This is a genomic window from Planctopirus sp. SH287, from assembly GCF_056500625.1.
The window spans coordinates 4,105,688-4,124,032 of record NZ_CM151403.1; the positions used below are offsets into that span (position 1 = coordinate 4,105,688).

Here is an 18,345-nt window from a genome sequence, read left to right on the forward strand (position 1 = left end):
GAACGAACTCAGCGATGACGGAAGGGTGTCATGCTTGTCAGGTGCGATGGAGACCAGCCGGAGACTTTTCCAACTAAGCTCTTTAAGTGAATCACACGAGACAATATCAGCAGCGAACAGTTCTGCCTGCATCAAAGACTACTCAACAAAAGACACAATGAGAATCGGCAGTTTTAGATTCCGGCATGTTTTCCCACACACAGACCCTGTTCGAGCGCGTGGAAGAACAGCAACGAGATAATGGTTTCCGAGGAATAAGTGTTCAGCGTGAAATGAGGTGTCTGGTGCGAATGGTTAAATTGTGAGTGTGCACCAAATTCATTGAGATATTTCTCGGCACCTCACGTTCAAACCAGAGCGAGTGTAGAATTGCTCTCAGAAACTCGTGGTTCATGCCACTTGAAAAGCCAGGTCAAATAGGCTGTAAAGTCCGACAATAAAGGACGTTACTACGCATCAAACCTCTAAAAAAAGCCTCAACACGGCACTAACGCGATGGACGCGTTGCTTACCAGCGAATTTGAACTTTTTGTCACTCCAGCAGAGGCACAAGCGATGTTTCAGATCTCTTCAGAAATTCAATTTTGTTATGGCCATCGTTTGCTCAATTATTCCGGGAAATGCCGACATCTGCATGGCCATAACGGAAAGGCGATTATCACACTGACGGGCGACAAACTGGATGATCGGGGCATGTTGGTGGATTTTGGGGATTTGAAGCGGGATGTTGCCACCTGGATCGATGAGAATCTGGATCATCGTATGGTCTTGTGTGAACGCGACCCCATGGTGCAGCTGCTGCGGGACGCGGGAGAACCCCTTTATATTGTCCCATTCAATCCCACGGCAGAAAACTTGGCTCGCTTAATTTACGAGAAGACATTTGCCGCAGGGCTTCCTGTCCTGGAAGTGGGGCTGTGGGAGACCGCCAAAAACTATGCTGTTTATCGTCCGACAGCTTAAGAGTGAGCGAAAAAATGATCGCCCATTAATGGGAGGCGAGCGCGCGGTGTGTCACGCTCAATCGGTCTGTTGGAAATCTCTGATTGCCGCATTTTTTGCAGGAGTTTCTTTCGTTCAGCAGCGTGTCTGGAGCGAGAGATGGCGAAAAATGCCGTTTTTTATAGGAAAATGCTGCTCTGATAGAGTGTGGGTGATGTAGAGAATTCGGGCTGGACACGTTTGGCGACTTGATTAAGAATCCCGCCAGCGTCGTCCAGAATAGCCGACGAAGCTGCGATGAACCGTCCTGGTCCTCCCCAGTGTGGTTCCTGCTTCATCCGACAAGGGCACCCATGAAAACAATTATTTGCTTATTCGCCGGGGGGTGCCTCACGCTGCTGGCGGGATGCCATTCTTCGCCTTACTACGGGCCTCAGCCTCAATACTACAATTCTCCGGGTTTCAGCGGTGGAACGCCGTCTTCAGGGTATGTTCAACCGGGAACGACTTTTGGATCGCCCTCGGGAACTTATGCGCCGCCGGGAGGGATGTATGTTCCTCAAAATGGGGGGACTTATGTCCCTGAAGGAACGGTTCCCAATGGTGGCCCGACTCCACTGAATGGCCCCACCCCATTGAATCAAACGCCCACCTGGCGGCCTGATCCTGCGGCAGGCGGTAGTGCGCCGACCTTTAATAACCAGCCTTATAAGCCGAATCCGACGTTGAATACGCCTCCATCGGATCGACTGGTGCCGAACCCTGTTGACACGCCTTTCGATATTACGCCTGGCGCCAGTAAGGATCCGTTTCCCAAGACGGGACTGAATCGGCCGGCAGAACCTTTCCCTCAGAATCCGCCAGCGTTTGGTTCTGCTCCGGGAAGTGCCCCGGTCACTTTGGGTCAGGAAATCGAGGCCAGCAGAGGCAACCCCACCATGGCTGCTACGGCAACACCCGGCGGTGCGATGCGAGCGGCTTCGGAGAGTCGTGCGATTCCCCAACCTGTGGTTGATCCGGCGCGGCCACATCCTTACGACTTCGATCGCAAGGGATACAGTTGGCTACGGGGGGTCGTGGATTATGAGCCGAGCGATCAGAGCTGGCACATTATCTATAACCTCGCGCCTGGACAGGATGACGAACTGGGGGGCAGTGTGTCGCTGGTGATGGATCCGCAAACCATCAAGCTGAATGATCGTTCTTTAATGCAGGTGGAAGGCGTGGTTGATCCCAATTTGCGAGATCGCACAGGCAAGCCGATGTATCGGGTCATCGCCGCTCACCCGCTGACCCCTCGCAACATCTAATCCCCCCCTTACGGGGTTTGGGGCGGCGTATGTACGTCAATTGTTTGTTCACGAATGGGGCTTACGCCGCCAGATGGCGGGGTTTCTTGTTGAGATTGATTGATTTGCCACTCGCCCATTCCGATGGGAGAGGCTGGGTGAGGGCGAGCCGATGCTTAAATAGCGATCATTCTCACTGCGATGCGAATAGATGTCCCAGACACACTTCTCTATTGAGAACGTCCATTGGAAAATCCCTCACCCGGCACTGCGTGCCACCCTCTCCCGCCTGCGCGGGCGAGGGTTTCCTTGCTCCACTTGCGGGGTTTTGGGCGGGGTCGCATGTTCGGGAATGACGACTCTTCGTGCCACATCAGCATGGCGCACTGAACGACATCTCAGATTGAAACGCGTATCAGTCATCACGGTCTTACCAAAGACGTAGTTTCCAGCCGAGGAAGAAGCCAATCCCCAGGCAGCAGAGGGCCGCCATTTCGGGCTTTTCACGGGCATATTGCTTGAGATATTGGCCAAAGTCTTCAATCGGCTGAAGGCATTCCTCAGTAGCAACAGGTGTCGTTACTGTCGCGTTGGGTGATGACGTTTGACGATCTGAAGACGAGACATGTGGGGCAGAAGTCACCATAGAAACTCCCTTTCATTCACAGGATAATTGATAATTGGTGACGCAGGATCAGCAGTACCTTCTGCTGAAGATCGTCCGCGAGATGAGGTTGATTACTCGCAGCGAACGTACGTCAGATTCATTGATTGAGTTGTCAGATCAGGACTCTGAATCATGGTTGTGGAGCAGGTGTCGCATCCAGGCCAGGTTTGCTCTCAACTCTTCATGGCTGCGACCTAAAGGCTTGATCGCACGTCCGATTCGCCGACACGCCCAAGCCAATAATCCGGAAGCGATGACGATCACCACGCCACCAACGACGACCATGGCCCCATCACGCGTCAGAGAAGTGTGCTGACCAACCCAACCTGCCAGTCCCAGCAGTGCGACTGGCATGGCACTGACAAACAGCACCGCTCCAATTGTGAGCAGCATCAGTGCCAGTTGTGATCGATGCCAGAACTCAACAACATCGATCTGAAGGAGTTGCAATTGAAGATCGGCGAGCTTCAAACCATCTAATGTCAGATTCGCCAGCGAAGGTGTTCGTTGATAATCAATCGGCTTCGCTTTTGATCCTGGCATTGGCTGGCGATCAATTACAGGTGTCGTTTGAAAATCCATCCGATTCCGACTCCCATCGCTAAAGCCAGGCCCACGCTCAGTACGGCGTTGTTCGAGATCCATGATTCTACCTCTTGCGGAGAGACCTGGCCGCGTAAGTTTGCAGCAATCTCAGAGGGAGCGGATAAAACTCCATCCCGGCGATTGGCAGCAGGCCGTTGTTCAGGAACCAGGCGATAGCCATTGGTTTGCGTACTAATCACACTGTCTCCCTCTTTCTCGCGATTTGGACATTAAAGTGACTCAACGGAAGCCCTAATTGCCTGAACGAGTCGAGTCTGGCTTTATCACTCACCGTAAGATTTTAAGCGTTCGGAAGAATCACCCCGAAACACCCCGAAAGGGGTTCCGGGGGATTCCTGCATTTCCGTCGCGACCTGTTGGTCACTGGCTGCCAAGCCATGCCAATCGCCCTTGTGTCTGGCTGTCTGAGATGCCGCATTTTCGTGGTCAAAACTGGCCAGCCAGGCGGATTTCCCGATGACTTTCCCCACCTGTTGACCCGCGTATGTGATCGCTGCGCGGATTGCCAGGTTGGTCGCCAGATTCATCGCGTTACTCAATAGCGACGGTTGAGGCGGAATTTCCGCCGCTTCACGCGATCCCAGTTCTTTGATGAGTTCTTCACGGCTTTGAGGATCCAGTCGGACTGACGGTGTTTTCCGTCTGCCCGGCACCAGCAGATACCCTACCGTGACAGCAGCCGCCACCGTCAGAAACGGATGCTGTTGGACATGGTACTTCCAATCCAGCCAGCGATGAGCATCTGCTGACCAACGGGTGGCGTCATGGTCGATCCGTCGTCGCAATCGGTGCATCTTCTGGCGAATTGCTTCGCTTTCGGACTCGGTCGACATAGAAACCTGTGCTTTCGTCGAAACCCGCCTGGACAAGTGGATGAATTGCCAGGCGTTTCAGCTTCTGAAATTATTCTAACGATTGGCTCAAACCTGAGTTATGCCCGGTCGGAACGCAGCAACAACGTTACCAGGACACCGGCAACCAAGCCCACACCGAAAGCCGTGGCCATCGATTCCATGGGGCGAGTTTTCACCATCTTCTGAGCTTCATTGATCCCGGATTCGAGTCCCTGCTCAATGGCGTGGTACTGATCTCCCGCGACTTGAGAAGCCGATTGGGCATAGCCACGGGCAGCTTGTGAAGCCCGGTCGAGTACCCCTTGCCCTTCCTTCACCGCGCTATTGACGAATTGCTCGATCTGTCGACGGGATTCCCCCGTCTTTTGCTCCAGAAGACCGATCAATTGTTCGGTGTTTCCATGAGCCTGTTGCAGTTCATCTTCTGTGATCTGGCCCCAGCGTTCACGAATCTGGCCCTTAAGTTGTGTCCATTTCCCTTGGATTTCTTCACGAGTAATCATTGAACTGCTCCCTCGAATTTAAGTTCGTCGGACGGGCAGATATTGCTCGCCGGCAAACCTGTTTTTTTGTGATCTCCGATCGTCTGGCAGCCACACTTAAAGCCAGCGGAGACCGTTTTGATTTCATGAAAGCCGTCGGCGCACCCCACAGGACACGAACGACGGAAGCCGATCTGTTCAAGTTGCTGCGACACGGCCTAAACCGATGGGCGACGCACACCACCCATCACGAGGCTGATCAAAAACAGCACGATGAACACTACAAACAACAGCTTGGCGATCCCGGCCGCAGTACCGGCGATCCCACCAAAACCCAAAGCCGCTGCAATCAAAGCCACAATCAGAAAAGTCAGTGCCCAGCTTAACATGATTCTCTCCAACACTTCTAAGGGAAGGTTCAGCAACGGTTGTTGCCGATTTGTGAAATCCCTCTATCGCATGGATCGTGCCAAACGGGTGGAGAATCTAAAACGTTCGATCACCCGCCGGAATTTCGGAGGATTGGCAGACGTTTCGTAAAAAAATGAGCGATGATCGACCAATCCACGAACTTGATGACCCATCAAACTTGAAGCTTGAACCGGTGGCGACATTTTCGCGACCTGATTTCAGACACCCGATAATAAGCCCTGCGAATCAACCCTCCCCTTAATCTGCGGGAAAACACGCATATTCTGATCTGTCGTGTGATAACGAAGATCCGGGATGGCGACTCGAAAGAATCCGTGAAGGGTGACGGCACGGCGGTTGCTTCCCTATTCGGTTGATTCAGGCATGCGAGGGATTGATTCAGGCACGTGGCCAGCCAACAGGTTGGCACCCCTCGCGTTTGTCATTGTGAACAGGAAGGTCTCCCCCATGATTTCAGCTGTGAGTGGATCAAAAAAGCCAGGACAGATTTCAACCCGTCAGGGATCGCGTCCCGCTCGTCAGGATCATTACGACGACGGGAAGTCCGGCAAGCGTCGACAAAGCCTTCAATCGCGTGATTTCTTTCGCGACGCCCCATTTGAGTCGGTGACTCGTCAAGCGGAAGATGAGGTGACGCCCTTTGTAGAAGGTTGCCATCGCAGAGAAGGTGATCGTCCCATCATCCAAAGGCCAGCAGTAAAAGCATCTCCCCGTCGGTCACGCTGCGATGAATCGTCACGAACTCCTTTGACGGCAGACCCTTCTCCTGAAGCGATCTCTTTGATGTGTCAGCAGATTCAGTCGGAATGGTCACCTGCTGAGCGGGAACGTCGCCGGGCCAATCATTTCCCCACAAGTGAACAGGAGGCCTTCTGAAAACAGGGAAAGACAATTTCAGGCCGTCGGGTTATCGGGATTTTTCCCGCGACATAAAGTGTGGGATTGTGCCTATCGTGCGTTTGGGTGGTTTCAGAAACTCTCGCAGGATCAATTTCTGACCAGTCTGTACTGGTGAGAGGCCCTATTGGCGTTTTATGATGCTCGCCATGAGCACGATCGACTGGCAACCCCTTGTTCCGCTGATTGAAAAACACCAGCGGTTTCTGATTTCCAGCCATGTCCGCCCCGATGCAGATGCCATCGGTTCGGCGCTGGGTTTGGCATGTCTACTGACATCGCTCGGCAAGTCTGTGCGGATTGTGAATCCGTCGTTCCCCCCCGCCAACCTGCTCTGGATTGATCCCGAGCAAATGGTCGAAACTTTTGGCGGTCAGGTTACTGGAGCCGATCTGGCCCAGACAGATCTCCATTTTGTTGTCGATACCAGCGCGTGGCAGCAGTTGGGCGACATTGGCAAGTGGATGCGAACGACTTCCATTCCCCGCGTTGTGATCGACCATCACGTCAGCAGCGACGATCTGGGAGCTTTGGAACTCAAAGATACGAAATCTGAAGCGACGGGATCTTTGATTTTCCGTCTTTGCGAATACATGAATGCTCCGCTGACGCCAGTCGCAGCGACAGCACTCTATGCCGCGATTGCCACCGATACTGGCTGGTTCCGTTTTCCTGCCACCAATGCACAGACCATGCAGATTGCCGGGGCGCTCATGGAACGTGGGGCCAATCCCACCGACATCTATCGTCAACTGTACGAACAGTCGACTCTCTCGCGTGTTCACCTTTGTGGGCGGGTGCTCGGACGGGTTGAACTGAGCGCTGAAGGTCTATTAGCTTCCACAACGGTGGGCTGGGAAGACTTTGTCGAGCTGGGTGCCGTTCCTGCGGACACTGAAGATCTGGTGAATGAATGCCTGCGTATTGCGGGGACACGTGCGGCTTATATCGGTGTCGAACAAATGAATCGCCAGATCAAGTTCAGTTTCCGCAGTCGGGGCGCGTTGAATGTCGCCGCCATTGCGGAGCAGTTTGGTGGTGGCGGACACAAGCAGGCGGCGGGTGCCACGCTTCCCGGCCCACTGGATGTTGCCCGCAATCGGGTTCAAGAAGCGATGCTCAAGGGATTAGCGTCACTTCCCGATGCGACAACTCCCCTTTAGAGCTGAGTTTCTGGAATGCCTGACATCCTGACTGCCTCTGCTAAAAACGCCCTGAATGTTCGACAAAATCTGTCTGCACAGAGGTTGTGTTAGAACCTCTTAAGGAGTTGTGACTGTCAGGGATGTGTCGTTTTCCCGATCAATCAGCCATCAAAGAGTGTCGACTTGTCGTTATGGGGTGTATAATTATTTTCCCCGGCCCTGGCACCAACCTGGCTTCCGTGATCTCACGTCCCACCTGGTGATTAACGACATGTCGACTCCACCGATAGCGCCCCGCGTTCCCGCAGAAGCCGCTGTCAGTCCATCTTTGCCATCTCCCTCCCCTTCGGCAACAGTCGGGGAACATCCGGTCAAAACCGATCGCCGTCACGCCCTGGCCGCCATCACAGCTTGTGGTTCAATGCTGGCTGCCATAGCCATTCCTGTGGCGGCGGGAAGTGGCATGACGCTGGATCCGTTGCTTCGCAGGCGAAAATCATCCGGTGGGGCTTCTTCCACGCCATCGACAGAAAATGAGGACGCGATTCCTGCGGGATTCCTTCCGGTCATCACGTTCGATGAACTTCCTGAAGATGGGACTCCCGTGCGAGTGACGGTGAGTACTGATGTTCATGATGCCTGGCAGGTTTTCAAAAATCAGCCTGTGGGAACGATCTATCTCCGACGTTTTCCGGATCGAAATGTTGTGGTTTTCAGTGACATTTGCCCTCATCTGGGGTGTAAGGTCGAGTACGAAGGTGACAAGCACCGATTCTTCTGCCCTTGCCACATGAGTGCGTTCTCACTTGATGGAGCGGTCGAGGGCAAGGTGGCACCCCGCGCGATGGATCGCCTTCAGGCTAGAATTGATGCTGAGGGGCTGGTCTGGGTGCTTTATCAGGAATTCCGTACGGGAATTGCCGAACAGATTCCCGTATAAGCCACAGCGAAGCATTCTCGAATGGATTCATGATCATCGAAGTTTATGAAGTGTGCCCCTCTGTGAATCAGACACGGATCATCCCAGAGTTGTGCTCGTGAGGCAGCCTGAAACATGCAGCGATTGAAGCAATGGTTCGATGATCGAACGGGCCTGATCACCATGGCTCGGGAAGTCGGCTCACGGCCTGTTCCGGGCGGGCCAAAGTGGCGATACTCCTGGGGGACGGTGCTGGTTATCCTGTTTTTAACGCAGATGGTGACAGGACTGGCGCTGGCGGGAACCTATTCCCCCGGCCGTTTGTCATCTTGGGAAAGCACGTTCTATATTCAGCACCAGATGACCTGGGGCTGGCTGGTTCGCGGGATTCATCATTATGCGGCACAGGCCATGATTGTGGCGCTGGTCTTGCAAGTTTTGCAGTTGGTCTGGGATCGATGGTATACGGCGCCGCGGGAACTGAGCTTCTGGATCACTCTTGCGGGCGGCTTGTGCATTCTTGGCCTTTCTCATACGGGTTACCAACTACCGGGCGATCAACGTGCTTACTCGGCATCGGGCGTGTTTCTGAATATTATGGCGTCGTCTCCCGTGGTGGGGCCATCTCTTCAGGAACTGGTTCAGGGTGGCCCTCGTTATGGAAATCTGACACTCAGCCGCCTGTTTGTGCTCCATGTGGGTATTCTGCCGCTGGCTTATCTGGGGACATTGCTGGCCCAGGCACTTGTCCGCCGTGCCACGGCTCGTGCGATTCGCGCCGAGATTCCCGACCCTTTGCAGAGTGCCGCTTTCTGGCCACAACAGGCTGTTCGTAACGGGATTTTTTCGTTGCTGGCTGTGGGCGTTGTGCTGGGGTTAACGCTCACGATTCCGGCTGAGTTCGGTGCTCCCATGAACCCGGCTGAGTCTTTTGCAGCCGCTCGTCCTGAATGGTATTTCCTGTTTCTGTTCCGGTTTCTCAAGTACGAGTTTGTGCAGCAGTTAGGTGGTCTGGTCTTTGGAGCCATCTATGTTCCCACTGCAATCGGTGTGATCATCGCGCTCATGCCCTGGACTGGCCGAACGCTGTGGGGACACCGCTTTAACGTGGGATTCCTGGCGGTTGTACTGGGCGTGGTGAGTTACCTGACGATTACCACCTTGCAAGATGATGCAGCTAATCCATCCCATCAAGCCGCGTTACATGCCAGTGAAAAACTGAGCCATCGTGCGGTGGCTCTGGCATCTCATTCAGGCATCCCTGCGACCGGCATTGTTTCGCTATTGGCTGATGATCCCATGACGCAGGGGCCTAAGCTGTTTGCCAGACATTGTGCCTCATGTCACGGCTGGAGTGATCCCGCTTTAACGGCTCATTCCGATGCTGCTCATGCGACAAAACATACTGCGGCTGATCTGGCGAATTTTGGTTCCCGCGAATGGATGAAAACGATTCTGGTCGATTACGGCACCGTTTTCTCTCCGTTAAAAAATCATGGCAACCCTCAAGTCGCGACCCATTTTCTTGAAGGAGATATGGCCAGCTGGTCAGAGGAAAATCGAGAACTGCTGCTCGCCCCCGAGAATGCTCAAAGCCTGCAGGCACTGGTCGAGTTCATGGCTCAGCAAAGTGGCCGGGCGAATTTGAATCCGATTAACAGCGAGTTGGCAGCGGCTGGGAGAAAAGTCTTTGCGACGGGAGAACTGGCCAAGGGGAGCCTCTCCTCAAGCTGTATTGATTGCCATTCGATGCATGTTCTCGGAGAAACCGAGGCGTTGGCCGATAATGCGGGGACGGGTGCTCCGACACTCACGGGCTATGCGGGAACTGAATGGTTAAAACGCTTTCTGGTTGCCACGGGTGGTGAAGAGTTCTTTGGAGAGAACAACGCGATGCCGGCCTTCAATGATCTTCCCCCGCGACAGTTGGAAATGCTGGTGCAGTGGATGACCGGTGACTATTGGACACCGGAATCCGGCCATTAATCCAGACCGCATCACCGGTATCATTGCCTGTCCGGAATCTCTCCAACCCTTCTCCTTGAGTGAGAAGGTGGGCGGAGGCCGGATGAGGAGGAATGGCGTTGCTCTTGAGAATACGTTATCCAGAAATCAACGGCGTGTTGAGAGATTCATAAAGCACGCTTGCTCAGAGCCGCTGTCTTTTATGCACAACTTTTTCGTTTCCTGAATCGCTGCATGCAGGAGTTTCGTGCCATGCTCACGGCTCTGAGCTGTCTTTTATACATAAATTTCTCATTCCCTTGAGCAAGCGGCACGGCATTGACACCATCAAGGGGTGATGACCAGATCAACCCACGGGAGTTCCGGCCTGGGGGAAAAACCTGCCCATCGGAATGACTCCTTTGCGTTCTTCGCGCCTTTGCGGTGAGTCAAAGAATTTTTACCGCGAAGAAAAGAAGAACGCGAAGGAATTCGGAAGAGATCGAAGGGAGACGAACGGTATGGGGTGGGAGCCTGCCCTGTGACTTTTGAATAGCATCAATCCCATGGATTCCCTCGGCTGTATGCCAGATATTGAGGTAAAGGCCGCAAGGTGCTATGGGCCACCCATGCCAATTTCATGGTGCGGTTCAGGTGGCGAAAAAGTTGTGTATAAAAGACAGCGGCTTTGAGCAAGCATGTGAATTGATAGGAGCGTCAAATGAACATCCGGCATGCTCACTCTCAGAGCCGTGAGCATGGCACGAATGCTAATCAGACCCTCACCCCACCTTCACATTCTTGGCCTCTCCCGCGAGCGGGAGAGGGAGTCTTTCTGGAGAGAGTCTTAGTGATGCGTGCTGAGTTTGAAGATTGGCAGCAGCATTCCCAGGGCAATGGTGCCAATGACCAGTCCCATCACGGCGACCATCACGGGTTCAATCAGGCTGGTTGCGGACTTGATCGCATTGGCGACTTCGCGGTCGTAATGGTCACTCAACTTTTTGAGCACCGGCCCTAATTGACCTGTCTGTTCGCCAGCACCAATCATCTGCACGACCGAGCGGGGAAAGAGGGGATTGCTTTCCATCACGCTGGCGATGGTTTTTCCCGACGTGACCTGATGAGCCACATCCTCCATGGCCTCCTGATACAGCCGGTTTCCCGCTACTTTCGCAGCCAGTTCCAGTGATGACAGGACAGGGACTCCGGCAGTGACTGTGGCTGAGAGTGTTCTGGCAATGCGGGCGAGCACGGTCTTTTGAACCAGTGTTCCAATGACAGGGAGCTTCAGCAGAATCTGGTCTTTTCCCCGCTGTCCCCATTCCTGCTGCATTGTCCAGACATAGGTGGCCCCCAGCGCGATGACGCCGAGAATCCAGGCCCACCAATATCCCGTAAAAGAGGCTGATACGGCCATGAGAATCCGTGTTGCGGTTGGAAGTTCAATCCCTCGACCGGCAAACATGGGCATGATTTTGGGAAAGACATAGGCCAGCAGAAAAACACAGGCTCCCACGCACATGATCAACATGGCGGCGGGATACATCATGGCTCCCTGCACGCGCTGGCGTGTTTCGGCTTCCTGCTGCAACTGCTCTGCCAGACGACTGAGAATCGGCCCCAGGGCGCCGGTCGCTTCTCCTGCTTTAACCAAGTTGATGAATCGTGCGTCGAACGTGCGGGGGAACTGGGCCAGTGCCGTCGATAGATCGTCTCCTCCCTGCACGCTGTCCTGAATGGAGGACAGCATGTTCTTTAACACGGGTGATGTGGCTTGCAGCACCAGACCTTCTAATGCGGTAGAAAGTGCGACGCCGGCATCCACCATGACTGCCAGTTGGCAGGTGATGCTGACAACATCCGCACGACCGGGCTGACGAACCATCCATTCCTGAAAAGGATGCTTCACCGCCGCTTCAATGAGATTGATGGGATAAAGCCCGTCAGCACGCAATTGGCGAACTGCCATAGCCGACGATTCGGCCTGCAAATTCCCCGTATGGGTACTTCCCTGAAGGTCTCGTGCGGTGTAGGTGAACGTGCTCATCGAACCAGACTCATGGGGAATTCTTTAGAGGGACTTATGACAATCTCATGGCGTCAGGGCGCCTGCGTGTGCTTGTGAACTGCCCTTTATGTCCGCAAAGGAATCCAGCCTTCGTCGCTCGCCTGGAAGACTTCTTCAATGGTTGTCAAGCCTTCGCGCACTTTGCGAAAACCATCGTAACGCAAGGGCATCATCCCCTGTTTCTGGGCATAGGTTTTCAACTCACCTAAAGCCGGTTCCTGAGAAATCAGATCGCGCAGGCCATCATCAATCACCAGCAGTTCATGGATCGCCACACGCCCGGAAAAGCCTGTGTTGCGGCACTTCTTACAGCCTACGCCCCGGAAAAATTCTTTGACTTCCATGCCCATCCGTCCCATGGCCAGTTGCATCGCCTTGGGAGGTTCATACGCTTGCCGGCATTTCGTGCAGATCCTGCGGCAAAGCCGTTGTGAAAGCACCATATTCAAGCTGGCTGCCAGGAGATAACTTTCAATCCCCATGTTAATCAGACGCGTCACCGCTGAGCAGGCATCGTTGGTATGGAGGGTGCTGAAGACCAGATGCCCTGTCAACGCGGCTTGAATACCAATACGAGCCGTTTCGTTGTCTCGAATTTCCCCGACCATGATGATGTCGGGATCTTGTCTCAACAGGCTTCTTAAGACCGTGGCAAACGATAGTCCGATCTTTTCATTGACCTGAAACTGATTCACCAGCGGCAACTGAAATTCCACAGGGTCTTCGACCGTGCAGACGTTCTTTTCCATCGTTGTCACCGCATTGATCGCTGAGTATAGCGTGGTGCTCTTGCCGCTTCCTGTCGGGCCAGTAACCAATGCAATCCCGTTGGGCTGATGAATCTGGGCGACAAACTTATCCAGCACTTCAGCACTGAAACCAAGCTGGGAAAGCGTCAGGTTGATCTTCTGGCTGTCGAGAATCCGGATGACGACCTTCTCGCCGTGGGGTAAGGGAAGCGTGCTGACGCGGAGGTCGATTGGCCGACCTTCCATGAGCACATGAATCCTCCCATCCTGTGGTAAGCGGCGTTCGCTGATGTCCAGCGTGGCCATGATTTTAATGCGGGAAGAAATTGCGGGCGCAATGTGCAGAGGGAGTTCGAGGGCCTGATGTAGCGCACCATCCACCCGGTAACGGACGCGAATCTGTCGCTCGGTGGGTTCAATATGCACGTCGCTGGCACCATCGCGGACGGCACTGAAAATGATGTAGTTCACCAGCTTGATAATCGGACTCTGGCCGGCCAGATCAATGTCAAACGAAATGTCGTCGATCGACTCCTCGATCAGTTCGACCGCTTCCGTGTTCACATCGTCGATGATGTCATCAATGACGAACACTTTGGTGTTCGGGAGATACATCTGAAACGTGCGGCGAATATCGCGACTGTTCGCGACTGCCAGTTGCACTTCACAGCCCGAGAGCTGCCGCAACTGGTCGATGACAAAAATGTTCGATGGTTCAGACGTGGCCACTGTCAGCGTCTGCCGCACTTTGAAGAGTGGCAGGACGCAGTTTTTTTCCAGGAACTCACGTGGAATGAGCTCGACTGCACGCGGATCAAAGAGGCGGCTGTCGAGGCGGATGTAGGGAATCTGGCAATCGGCGGCGACGCACTCCAGCACCTGGTCTTCGGTGCATAATCCCCGCGCGACAACGATCTCGCCCAGTAGTTGCTCACCACCACTGGCATGCTGCATGGCCAGGGCTTCATCCAGATCTTCTCCGGTCAGAAATCCCTTCTGAACCAGGAGGTCACCGAGTTTGGGCTTATTGAGAAGGAGGCCAGCCATGACGAATGAATCTTTATAGGAGAAGCCAGACTCTTGGAACGATTATTGAAAACTGCCGACCGCATCGATCATGGAATCAAACAGATCAAACTCTTCATCCAGTCGGGTGACACGGAAGATCTTCCGACCAGTATCGGTTAAGCCGCAAATCTTGATATTGCCTCCCTGTGTGCGAAGCTTCTCATGGAGATCGACCAGTGCTGTCAGACCTGCTCCATCCAGCGTTTCACTGCGATCCATTTGCAGGACGATGCGATTGAGGCCTGTATCCAGGTGCGTCTCAATCGCTTCATGAAACATGCGGGTTGTTTCTTCCGTCAGATCCTCGGGAGTGTGGACAACCAGAACGTCACCAAAGGTCTCGGTATTCACTTGCATGGTCTGCCGTTTACTGAAAATCGACTACTTGAAGAGAGTCCATTAAGAACGCCGCAAATTCTCCAGATGGCGGGTTATTCAGGGCGGATGTAGTTCGTCAGATCCTGAACCTCTACCGAATCATGTTCGTTAATATTCAGGAGTCGCAGCGCGGTCTGAACGACTTCTTTGGGACTGAAGGGTTTCACCACCAGAGCAGAAACTCCCAGGCGTTCCTGCAGGTCGAGTTCATCCATTTCATAGCCTTTGGCCGTTAGCAGGATGGCTGGCAAGTGCATTGTTTCTGGTGTTGTGCGAATTTTCTCAATGAGTTCCAACCCATTCATGTGAGGCATATTGCAGTCAGTAATCACCATATCGGGGACTGATGCGATGATCTTTGCCCAGGCATCCGCCCCATGTTCTGCCAGAATGACATCAAAGCCCGATTTCCGGAACTTCAACGACAGTGGCAAAAGCACGTGGGGTTCATCATCACAAAGCAAAATTTGATAGGTCATGGAAAATCAGATCCGACAGAAGGACAGGCAGAAGTGTTGAGACGCAACCACTCTCAATGATCCAGCAGGACATGGTCATTAACACGTTGCGATTTGCGAACGCGGTGGCCAGCGGGGATACTGATCGTGAAACAACTTCCCTGTCCGTGTGTCGAAGCGACACTGATCGATCCATCATGAATACTGGAGACGATGTATTTCACAAGGGCCAGACCCAGCCCGGTGCCAGCCGCAGCCTGCATGTTTTCCGGCACGCGATAGAATCGCTCAAAGAGTCGGGGAAGACTGGCGGCAGGAATCCCCATGCCATTATCCCGAACTTCAATGATTACGCGGTCTTCTTCAAGGCGGCTTTTCAGGGTGATCTTGCCGCCGGAAGGTGTGTACTTGACGGCATTCGACAAGAGATTCACGATGGCCTGGCTGAAGAGATCCTCATCCACATGTCCAGGGATGTAAAGATCGCTCAGTTCCGAGATCACGGTCTGTGACTTGGTTCCCGCCTGGGGTGTGACGACTTTCATCGCACTTTTGAGGAGCTTGTTGATTTCGACATCTTTTCGCTGCACCCGGATCACGCCACTTTCGATGCGGGCGAGATTGAGCATGTTATCAACCAGTCGCACCAGACGATCGACCTGAGCATCGATGAATGTCAGCACCTTCTGCTGTTCTTCTGGTTCTTCAATTTCCCCGTCCCGGAGCAGTTCGGCATAAGCTTTGATACTCGACATGGGAGTTTTGAACTCATGGCAGACCGAGGAAACAAACTCCGCATGTCGACTGCGATCCTGAACTTCCCGACCCACGTCCTGAAGCACGAGGGTTGCCCCTAGAAGGACGCTGTCACCTTCTTTCAAATTATGTGCATGAATTCGGTAAGTGGTGGCAAGGCAAGGAACATCCGCCGTCCGACGGTCACTCGCCACACGGCGGGACAACGTTTCGTTGAGCAGCGACCGGATTCCTTCCAATGAATCCAGCAGGCCCGATTCCGACGCATCCACCGTTGGATTCGCGATCATTTTCTGGGAAAGCTGCTTTGCCAAAGCATTCTGAAACAGCACATGCCCGTTGGTATCTGTCACAAGAATCGGTTGCTCGACATCATCTAACGCCATTTCCAGACGGCGGACATGTCGCTTTTGAACTTTGAACCTCGCTTCGACAGTCGCCCGGGCATGTACGGCTTCTTCAGTTCGTTTTTCTGCCTGCTGAAGCAGATGATTGGCTTCGGAAATGATATTCCGGAACAGAACCAGGTCTGCGGTTAATTGATGGCGAGATTCGGGTTGTCCCAAACGCCTGGCAGCATCCGCCTCGTGGCGAGCCGCGATCATGGCGCTAATCAGCACGCCACCCAGACAGCAGAAAAAGACGATCAGTGCACTAATGGGTGTCCCAAACAGCAGAATGCAGAGCAGAACTGCAGTCTGACCAAAGACTGCCACCGGAATCATCAGTGGCAGCAGGACAGAATAATGAGCCTGGTAATCACGAGGAATCAACTTACTGATTGTCGAATCCGATTTGGCCGGAGCCGCGACGGCAGCACTTGATCTGGGCTTTTTTTCTGAGGCAACGGCTTCTGTTCGAGAGGAAGATTCTGCTCGGGCCGGCGCCACTTTCCCTTTTTCAGACGGGCTGGGTGAACCGGGCTTCTTTTCGGGAGGGATATCGATTTCACTCGAAATTGCATTGAGACGAGCATCAAGCGCGGGAAGGTCTCCCCGCATGAGTTGCAGGAGGCGAGTCGATGACTGAGAGGGATTGGAGTTCGACATCGGACAACCTCATGCAAATCAAAACCCACGTTGCTCAAGCTCCAATGTCATTGCTCTTTGCTCGTGGCAAAAAGGCAACAACTCTCGAAGCAATGGAACCGTAGGTCACGTTTGTGATGTCGTCCAACGGGAAGTCCGTGTTCCCAGGCGCAAACGCAAAAGAGGGGCGAAGGATCAGGTGGACAAAGTGTTTCTCGGGTTGGTAGTGAAATCCGCCACCTCTCGATCTTTCTTCGGTTGTGGGGACGAACGTTGCCAGGGATTACGCTGGTGATTCATCAGACCCTCACCCCGGCCCTCTCCCGCAAGCGGGAGAGGGTGGTTTCCCGGATCGACGCTCAATCGCTTCTTCCTGTCACCGGTGGGAAAGCTCCGTCGGCACAATCGTTAAAATCGCTGCTTTTGTTACTCGTGTGGTGTGTCTGACATTGAGTCATCACTGCCGTCATCGATTTCGAGGACCTGGCTGAGAACTTGACCGTCAGCCAGCAGGGTGGCCAGACGATCTCCCACTTTCAGCTGAGAGGCCGACTTGATCAATTCACCTGTAGGAACTTTTTTGGAAATTGAGAAGCCACGTTCAAGAACTGCCAGAGGACTCAGGGCCTGGAGCGCCCGTCCCAGGCTTTCCAGCCCGGCCTGAGACCGCTCCAGCTTTCGTCCCCAGCCTTGCCTTAAGCGGACTTCCAGTTCATCGAGTTGTCGGGAAAAGCGGTGAATCGTCTCCAGAGGTTTGGCTAATGGTCGCCGCTTGGCGCAGCGTTCCAGCTCCTTTCGACTTTGTGTGATTCGTCCGGTCAAACTGAGGGAGAGTCGTTGCTTTAACTGTTCCACGCGTGCCCGCAACTCGGCTTTGACAGGAACCACCCGTTCGGCCGCTTCGCTGGGTGTCAAAGCTCGCTGATCGGCCACCAGATCGGCAATCGTGACATCGGTCTCGTGTCCCACGGCACTGATGACGGGAACCTTGCAGTCAGCAATCGCACGGGCCACAACCTCTTCGTTGAACGCCCAGAGATCCTCCTGACTCCCGCCACCGCGACCACAAATGACGACATCCACGTCGTCTACCAGATGCACCATTTTCAGAGCAGCAGCAATTTTTGGAGCTGCCTCTGACCCCTGAACGGGAACAGGCAGAATGATCACACGTACGCCTGGCCAACGCCTCAAAAGAATTTGCAGCATGTCATGCAAAGCCGCACCGGCCGGGCTGGTGACTAAGGCAATCCGTCTTGGCAAGGCTGGCAACGGCCGTTTGCGTGCCAGATCAAAAAGGCCTTCCGTTGCCAGTTTGGTTTGCAACTGACGAAACGCCAGTTCGAGTGGCCCAATCCCCTGGGGAATCAGCCGCTCGACCATGAGCTGGTACTGACCACGCGGGGCATAAACTTCGACGCCGCCAATGGCGTCGACTGCTAACCCTTCTTTGAGATCGAACCGCATTTTCTGTGCAGAAGACCGCCACATGACGGCTTTGATCTGAGACGCGTCATCCTTGAGCGTGAAATAGAGATGGCCGGAACTGGCGCGGGTTAACCCTGAAATTTCCCCCGTGACAATCAAACGAGGAAACGAAAGCTCAACAATTTCCCGCAGGCAATCAGAGAGTTGCGACACAGTCAATTTCGGTAATTCG

At 53.8% G+C, this 18,345-nt stretch carries 17 protein-coding genes; 6 read left to right on the forward strand and 11 right to left on the reverse strand.

Features of this window, described 5'->3' with window-relative positions; translation table 11 throughout:
• The first annotated feature begins 495 nt into the window (after positions 1-495).
• Together SH287x_RS15230 and SH287x_RS15235 are read left to right on the forward strand one after the other, a co-directional pair.
• Positions 496-963, forward strand: coding sequence for a 6-pyruvoyl trahydropterin synthase family protein (locus tag SH287x_RS15230; RefSeq protein WP_479515223.1), 468 nt, complete (start codon positions 496-498; stop codon positions 961-963).
• A gap of 332 nt (positions 964-1,295) precedes the next feature.
• Entirely contained in the window at positions 1,296-2,252 is a 957-nt protein-coding gene (locus tag SH287x_RS15235; RefSeq protein WP_479515224.1) for a DUF4106 domain-containing protein, read from the forward strand.
• A 409-nt stretch (positions 2,253-2,661) separates the two neighbouring features.
• On the opposite strand, the gene SH287x_RS15240 is transcribed toward SH287x_RS15235, so the two are convergent.
• The 5 genes from SH287x_RS15240 to SH287x_RS15260 form a co-directional block, all read right to left on the reverse strand.
• On the reverse strand, positions 2,662-2,877 hold the full coding sequence (locus tag SH287x_RS15240; RefSeq protein ID WP_479515225.1) for a hypothetical protein: 216 nt from the start codon (positions 2,875-2,877) through the stop codon (positions 2,662-2,664).
• A gap of 138 nt (positions 2,878-3,015) precedes the next feature.
• Positions 3,016-3,543, reverse strand: coding sequence for a phage holin family protein (locus SH287x_RS15245; RefSeq protein WP_479515226.1), 528 nt, complete (start codon positions 3,541-3,543; stop codon positions 3,016-3,018).
• A gap of 224 nt (positions 3,544-3,767) precedes the next feature.
• Positions 3,768-4,337: a hypothetical protein gene (locus tag SH287x_RS15250; RefSeq protein WP_479515227.1), complete on the reverse strand. Its 570-nt coding sequence runs from the start codon at positions 4,335-4,337 to the stop codon at positions 3,768-3,770.
• A gap of 98 nt (positions 4,338-4,435) precedes the next feature.
• A complete protein-coding gene (locus SH287x_RS15255; RefSeq protein WP_479515228.1) occupies positions 4,436-4,861 on the reverse strand; it encodes a CsbD family protein in 426 nt (141 codons plus the stop codon).
• Positions 4,862-5,058: 197 nt separating this feature from the next.
• Positions 5,059-5,229 (reverse strand): DUF1328 domain-containing protein, encoded by a 171-nt coding sequence (locus SH287x_RS15260; RefSeq protein WP_479515229.1) that lies wholly within the window; start codon positions 5,227-5,229, stop codon positions 5,059-5,061.
• Between the two features lie 490 nt (positions 5,230-5,719).
• Here SH287x_RS15260 and SH287x_RS15265 point away from each other — a divergent pair, with 490 nt between their 5' ends.
• From SH287x_RS15265 to SH287x_RS15280, 4 genes are all read left to right on the forward strand, one after another.
• Positions 5,720-6,148, forward strand: a complete 429-nt coding sequence (locus tag SH287x_RS15265; RefSeq protein ID WP_479515230.1) for a hypothetical protein — start codon at positions 5,720-5,722, stop codon at positions 6,146-6,148.
• Positions 6,149-6,318: 170 nt separating this feature from the next.
• Positions 6,319-7,332, forward strand: coding sequence for a DHH family phosphoesterase (locus SH287x_RS15270; protein ID WP_479515231.1), 1,014 nt, complete (start codon positions 6,319-6,321; stop codon positions 7,330-7,332).
• A gap of 253 nt (positions 7,333-7,585) precedes the next feature.
• On the forward strand, positions 7,586-8,254 hold the full coding sequence (locus tag SH287x_RS15275; protein WP_479515232.1) for a QcrA and Rieske domain-containing protein: 669 nt from the start codon (positions 7,586-7,588) through the stop codon (positions 8,252-8,254).
• 114 nt (positions 8,255-8,368) lie between these two features.
• Positions 8,369-10,219 carry a cytochrome b gene (locus SH287x_RS15280; protein WP_479515233.1) on the forward strand — a complete coding sequence of 617 codons (1,851 nt, stop codon included), beginning with the start codon at positions 8,369-8,371 and terminating at the stop codon, positions 10,217-10,219.
• An 805-nt stretch (positions 10,220-11,024) separates the two neighbouring features.
• On the opposite strand, the gene SH287x_RS15285 is transcribed toward SH287x_RS15280, so the two are convergent.
• The 6 genes from SH287x_RS15285 to xseA all read right to left on the reverse strand — a co-directional run bounded on the left by SH287x_RS15285 (position 11,025) and on the right by xseA (position 18,326).
• Complete coding sequence (locus SH287x_RS15285; protein WP_479515234.1) at positions 11,025-12,227, reverse strand: type II secretion system F family protein; 1,203 nt, start codon at positions 12,225-12,227, stop codon at positions 11,025-11,027.
• A gap of 86 nt (positions 12,228-12,313) precedes the next feature.
• The gene (locus tag SH287x_RS15290) at positions 12,314-14,044 is read right to left on the reverse strand and encodes a GspE/PulE family protein (protein WP_479515236.1); all 1,731 of its coding nucleotides are present in this window, start codon (positions 14,042-14,044) and stop codon (positions 12,314-12,316) included.
• 42 nt (positions 14,045-14,086) lie between these two features.
• The gene (locus SH287x_RS15295) at positions 14,087-14,422 is read right to left on the reverse strand and encodes an STAS domain-containing protein (protein ID WP_479515237.1); all 336 of its coding nucleotides are present in this window, start codon (positions 14,420-14,422) and stop codon (positions 14,087-14,089) included.
• A 74-nt stretch (positions 14,423-14,496) separates the two neighbouring features.
• Positions 14,497-14,922, reverse strand: a complete 426-nt coding sequence (locus SH287x_RS15300) for a response regulator (protein ID WP_479515238.1) — start codon at positions 14,920-14,922, stop codon at positions 14,497-14,499.
• Positions 14,923-14,975: 53 nt separating this feature from the next.
• The gene (locus tag SH287x_RS15305; RefSeq protein ID WP_479515239.1) at positions 14,976-16,706 is read right to left on the reverse strand and encodes a sensor histidine kinase; all 1,731 of its coding nucleotides are present in this window, start codon (positions 16,704-16,706) and stop codon (positions 14,976-14,978) included.
• A 405-nt stretch (positions 16,707-17,111) separates the two neighbouring features.
• Positions 17,112-18,326 carry an exodeoxyribonuclease VII large subunit gene (gene xseA / locus SH287x_RS15310; protein ID WP_479515240.1) on the reverse strand — a complete coding sequence of 405 codons (1,215 nt, stop codon included), beginning with the start codon at positions 18,324-18,326 and terminating at the stop codon, positions 17,112-17,114.
• Between the last annotated feature and the right edge of the window lie 19 nt (positions 18,327-18,345).

What these genes read in the sequence shown, in the direction of transcription:
- SH287x_RS15305 (WP_479515239.1), bottom strand. Translation starts at nt 16,706, where the DNA reads ATGTCGAACTCCAATCCCTCTCAGTCATCGACTCGCCTCCTGCAACTC.
- SH287x_RS15230 (WP_479515223.1), top strand. Translation starts at nt 496, where the DNA reads ATGGACGCGTTGCTTACCAGCGAATTTGAACTTTTTGTCACTCCAGCA.
- SH287x_RS15245 (WP_479515226.1), bottom strand. Translation starts at nt 3,543, where the DNA reads ATGGATCTCGAACAACGCCGTACTGAGCGTGGGCCTGGCTTTAGCGAT.
- SH287x_RS15255 (WP_479515228.1), bottom strand. Translation starts at nt 4,861, where the DNA reads ATGATTACTCGTGAAGAAATCCAAGGGAAATGGACACAACTTAAGGGC.
- SH287x_RS15280 (WP_479515233.1), top strand. Translation starts at nt 8,369, where the DNA reads ATGCAGCGATTGAAGCAATGGTTCGATGATCGAACGGGCCTGATCACC.
- SH287x_RS15295 (WP_479515237.1), bottom strand. Translation starts at nt 14,422, where the DNA reads ATGCAAGTGAATACCGAGACCTTTGGTGACGTTCTGGTTGTCCACACT.
- SH287x_RS15270 (WP_479515231.1), top strand. Translation starts at nt 6,319, where the DNA reads ATGAGCACGATCGACTGGCAACCCCTTGTTCCGCTGATTGAAAAACAC.
- SH287x_RS15240 (WP_479515225.1), bottom strand. Translation starts at nt 2,877, where the DNA reads ATGGTGACTTCTGCCCCACATGTCTCGTCTTCAGATCGTCAAACGTCA.
- SH287x_RS15290 (WP_479515236.1), bottom strand. Translation starts at nt 14,044, where the DNA reads ATGGCTGGCCTCCTTCTCAATAAGCCCAAACTCGGTGACCTCCTGGTT.
- SH287x_RS15260 (WP_479515229.1), bottom strand. Translation starts at nt 5,229, where the DNA reads ATGTTAAGCTGGGCACTGACTTTTCTGATTGTGGCTTTGATTGCAGCG.
- SH287x_RS15250 (WP_479515227.1), bottom strand. Translation starts at nt 4,337, where the DNA reads ATGTCGACCGAGTCCGAAAGCGAAGCAATTCGCCAGAAGATGCACCGA.
- SH287x_RS15285 (WP_479515234.1), bottom strand. Translation starts at nt 12,227, where the DNA reads ATGAGCACGTTCACCTACACCGCACGAGACCTTCAGGGAAGTACCCAT.
- SH287x_RS15275 (WP_479515232.1), top strand. Translation starts at nt 7,586, where the DNA reads ATGTCGACTCCACCGATAGCGCCCCGCGTTCCCGCAGAAGCCGCTGTC.
- SH287x_RS15300 (WP_479515238.1), bottom strand. Translation starts at nt 14,922, where the DNA reads ATGACCTATCAAATTTTGCTTTGTGATGATGAACCCCACGTGCTTTTG.
- SH287x_RS15265 (WP_479515230.1), top strand. Translation starts at nt 5,720, where the DNA reads ATGATTTCAGCTGTGAGTGGATCAAAAAAGCCAGGACAGATTTCAACC.
- SH287x_RS15235 (WP_479515224.1), top strand. Translation starts at nt 1,296, where the DNA reads ATGAAAACAATTATTTGCTTATTCGCCGGGGGGTGCCTCACGCTGCTG.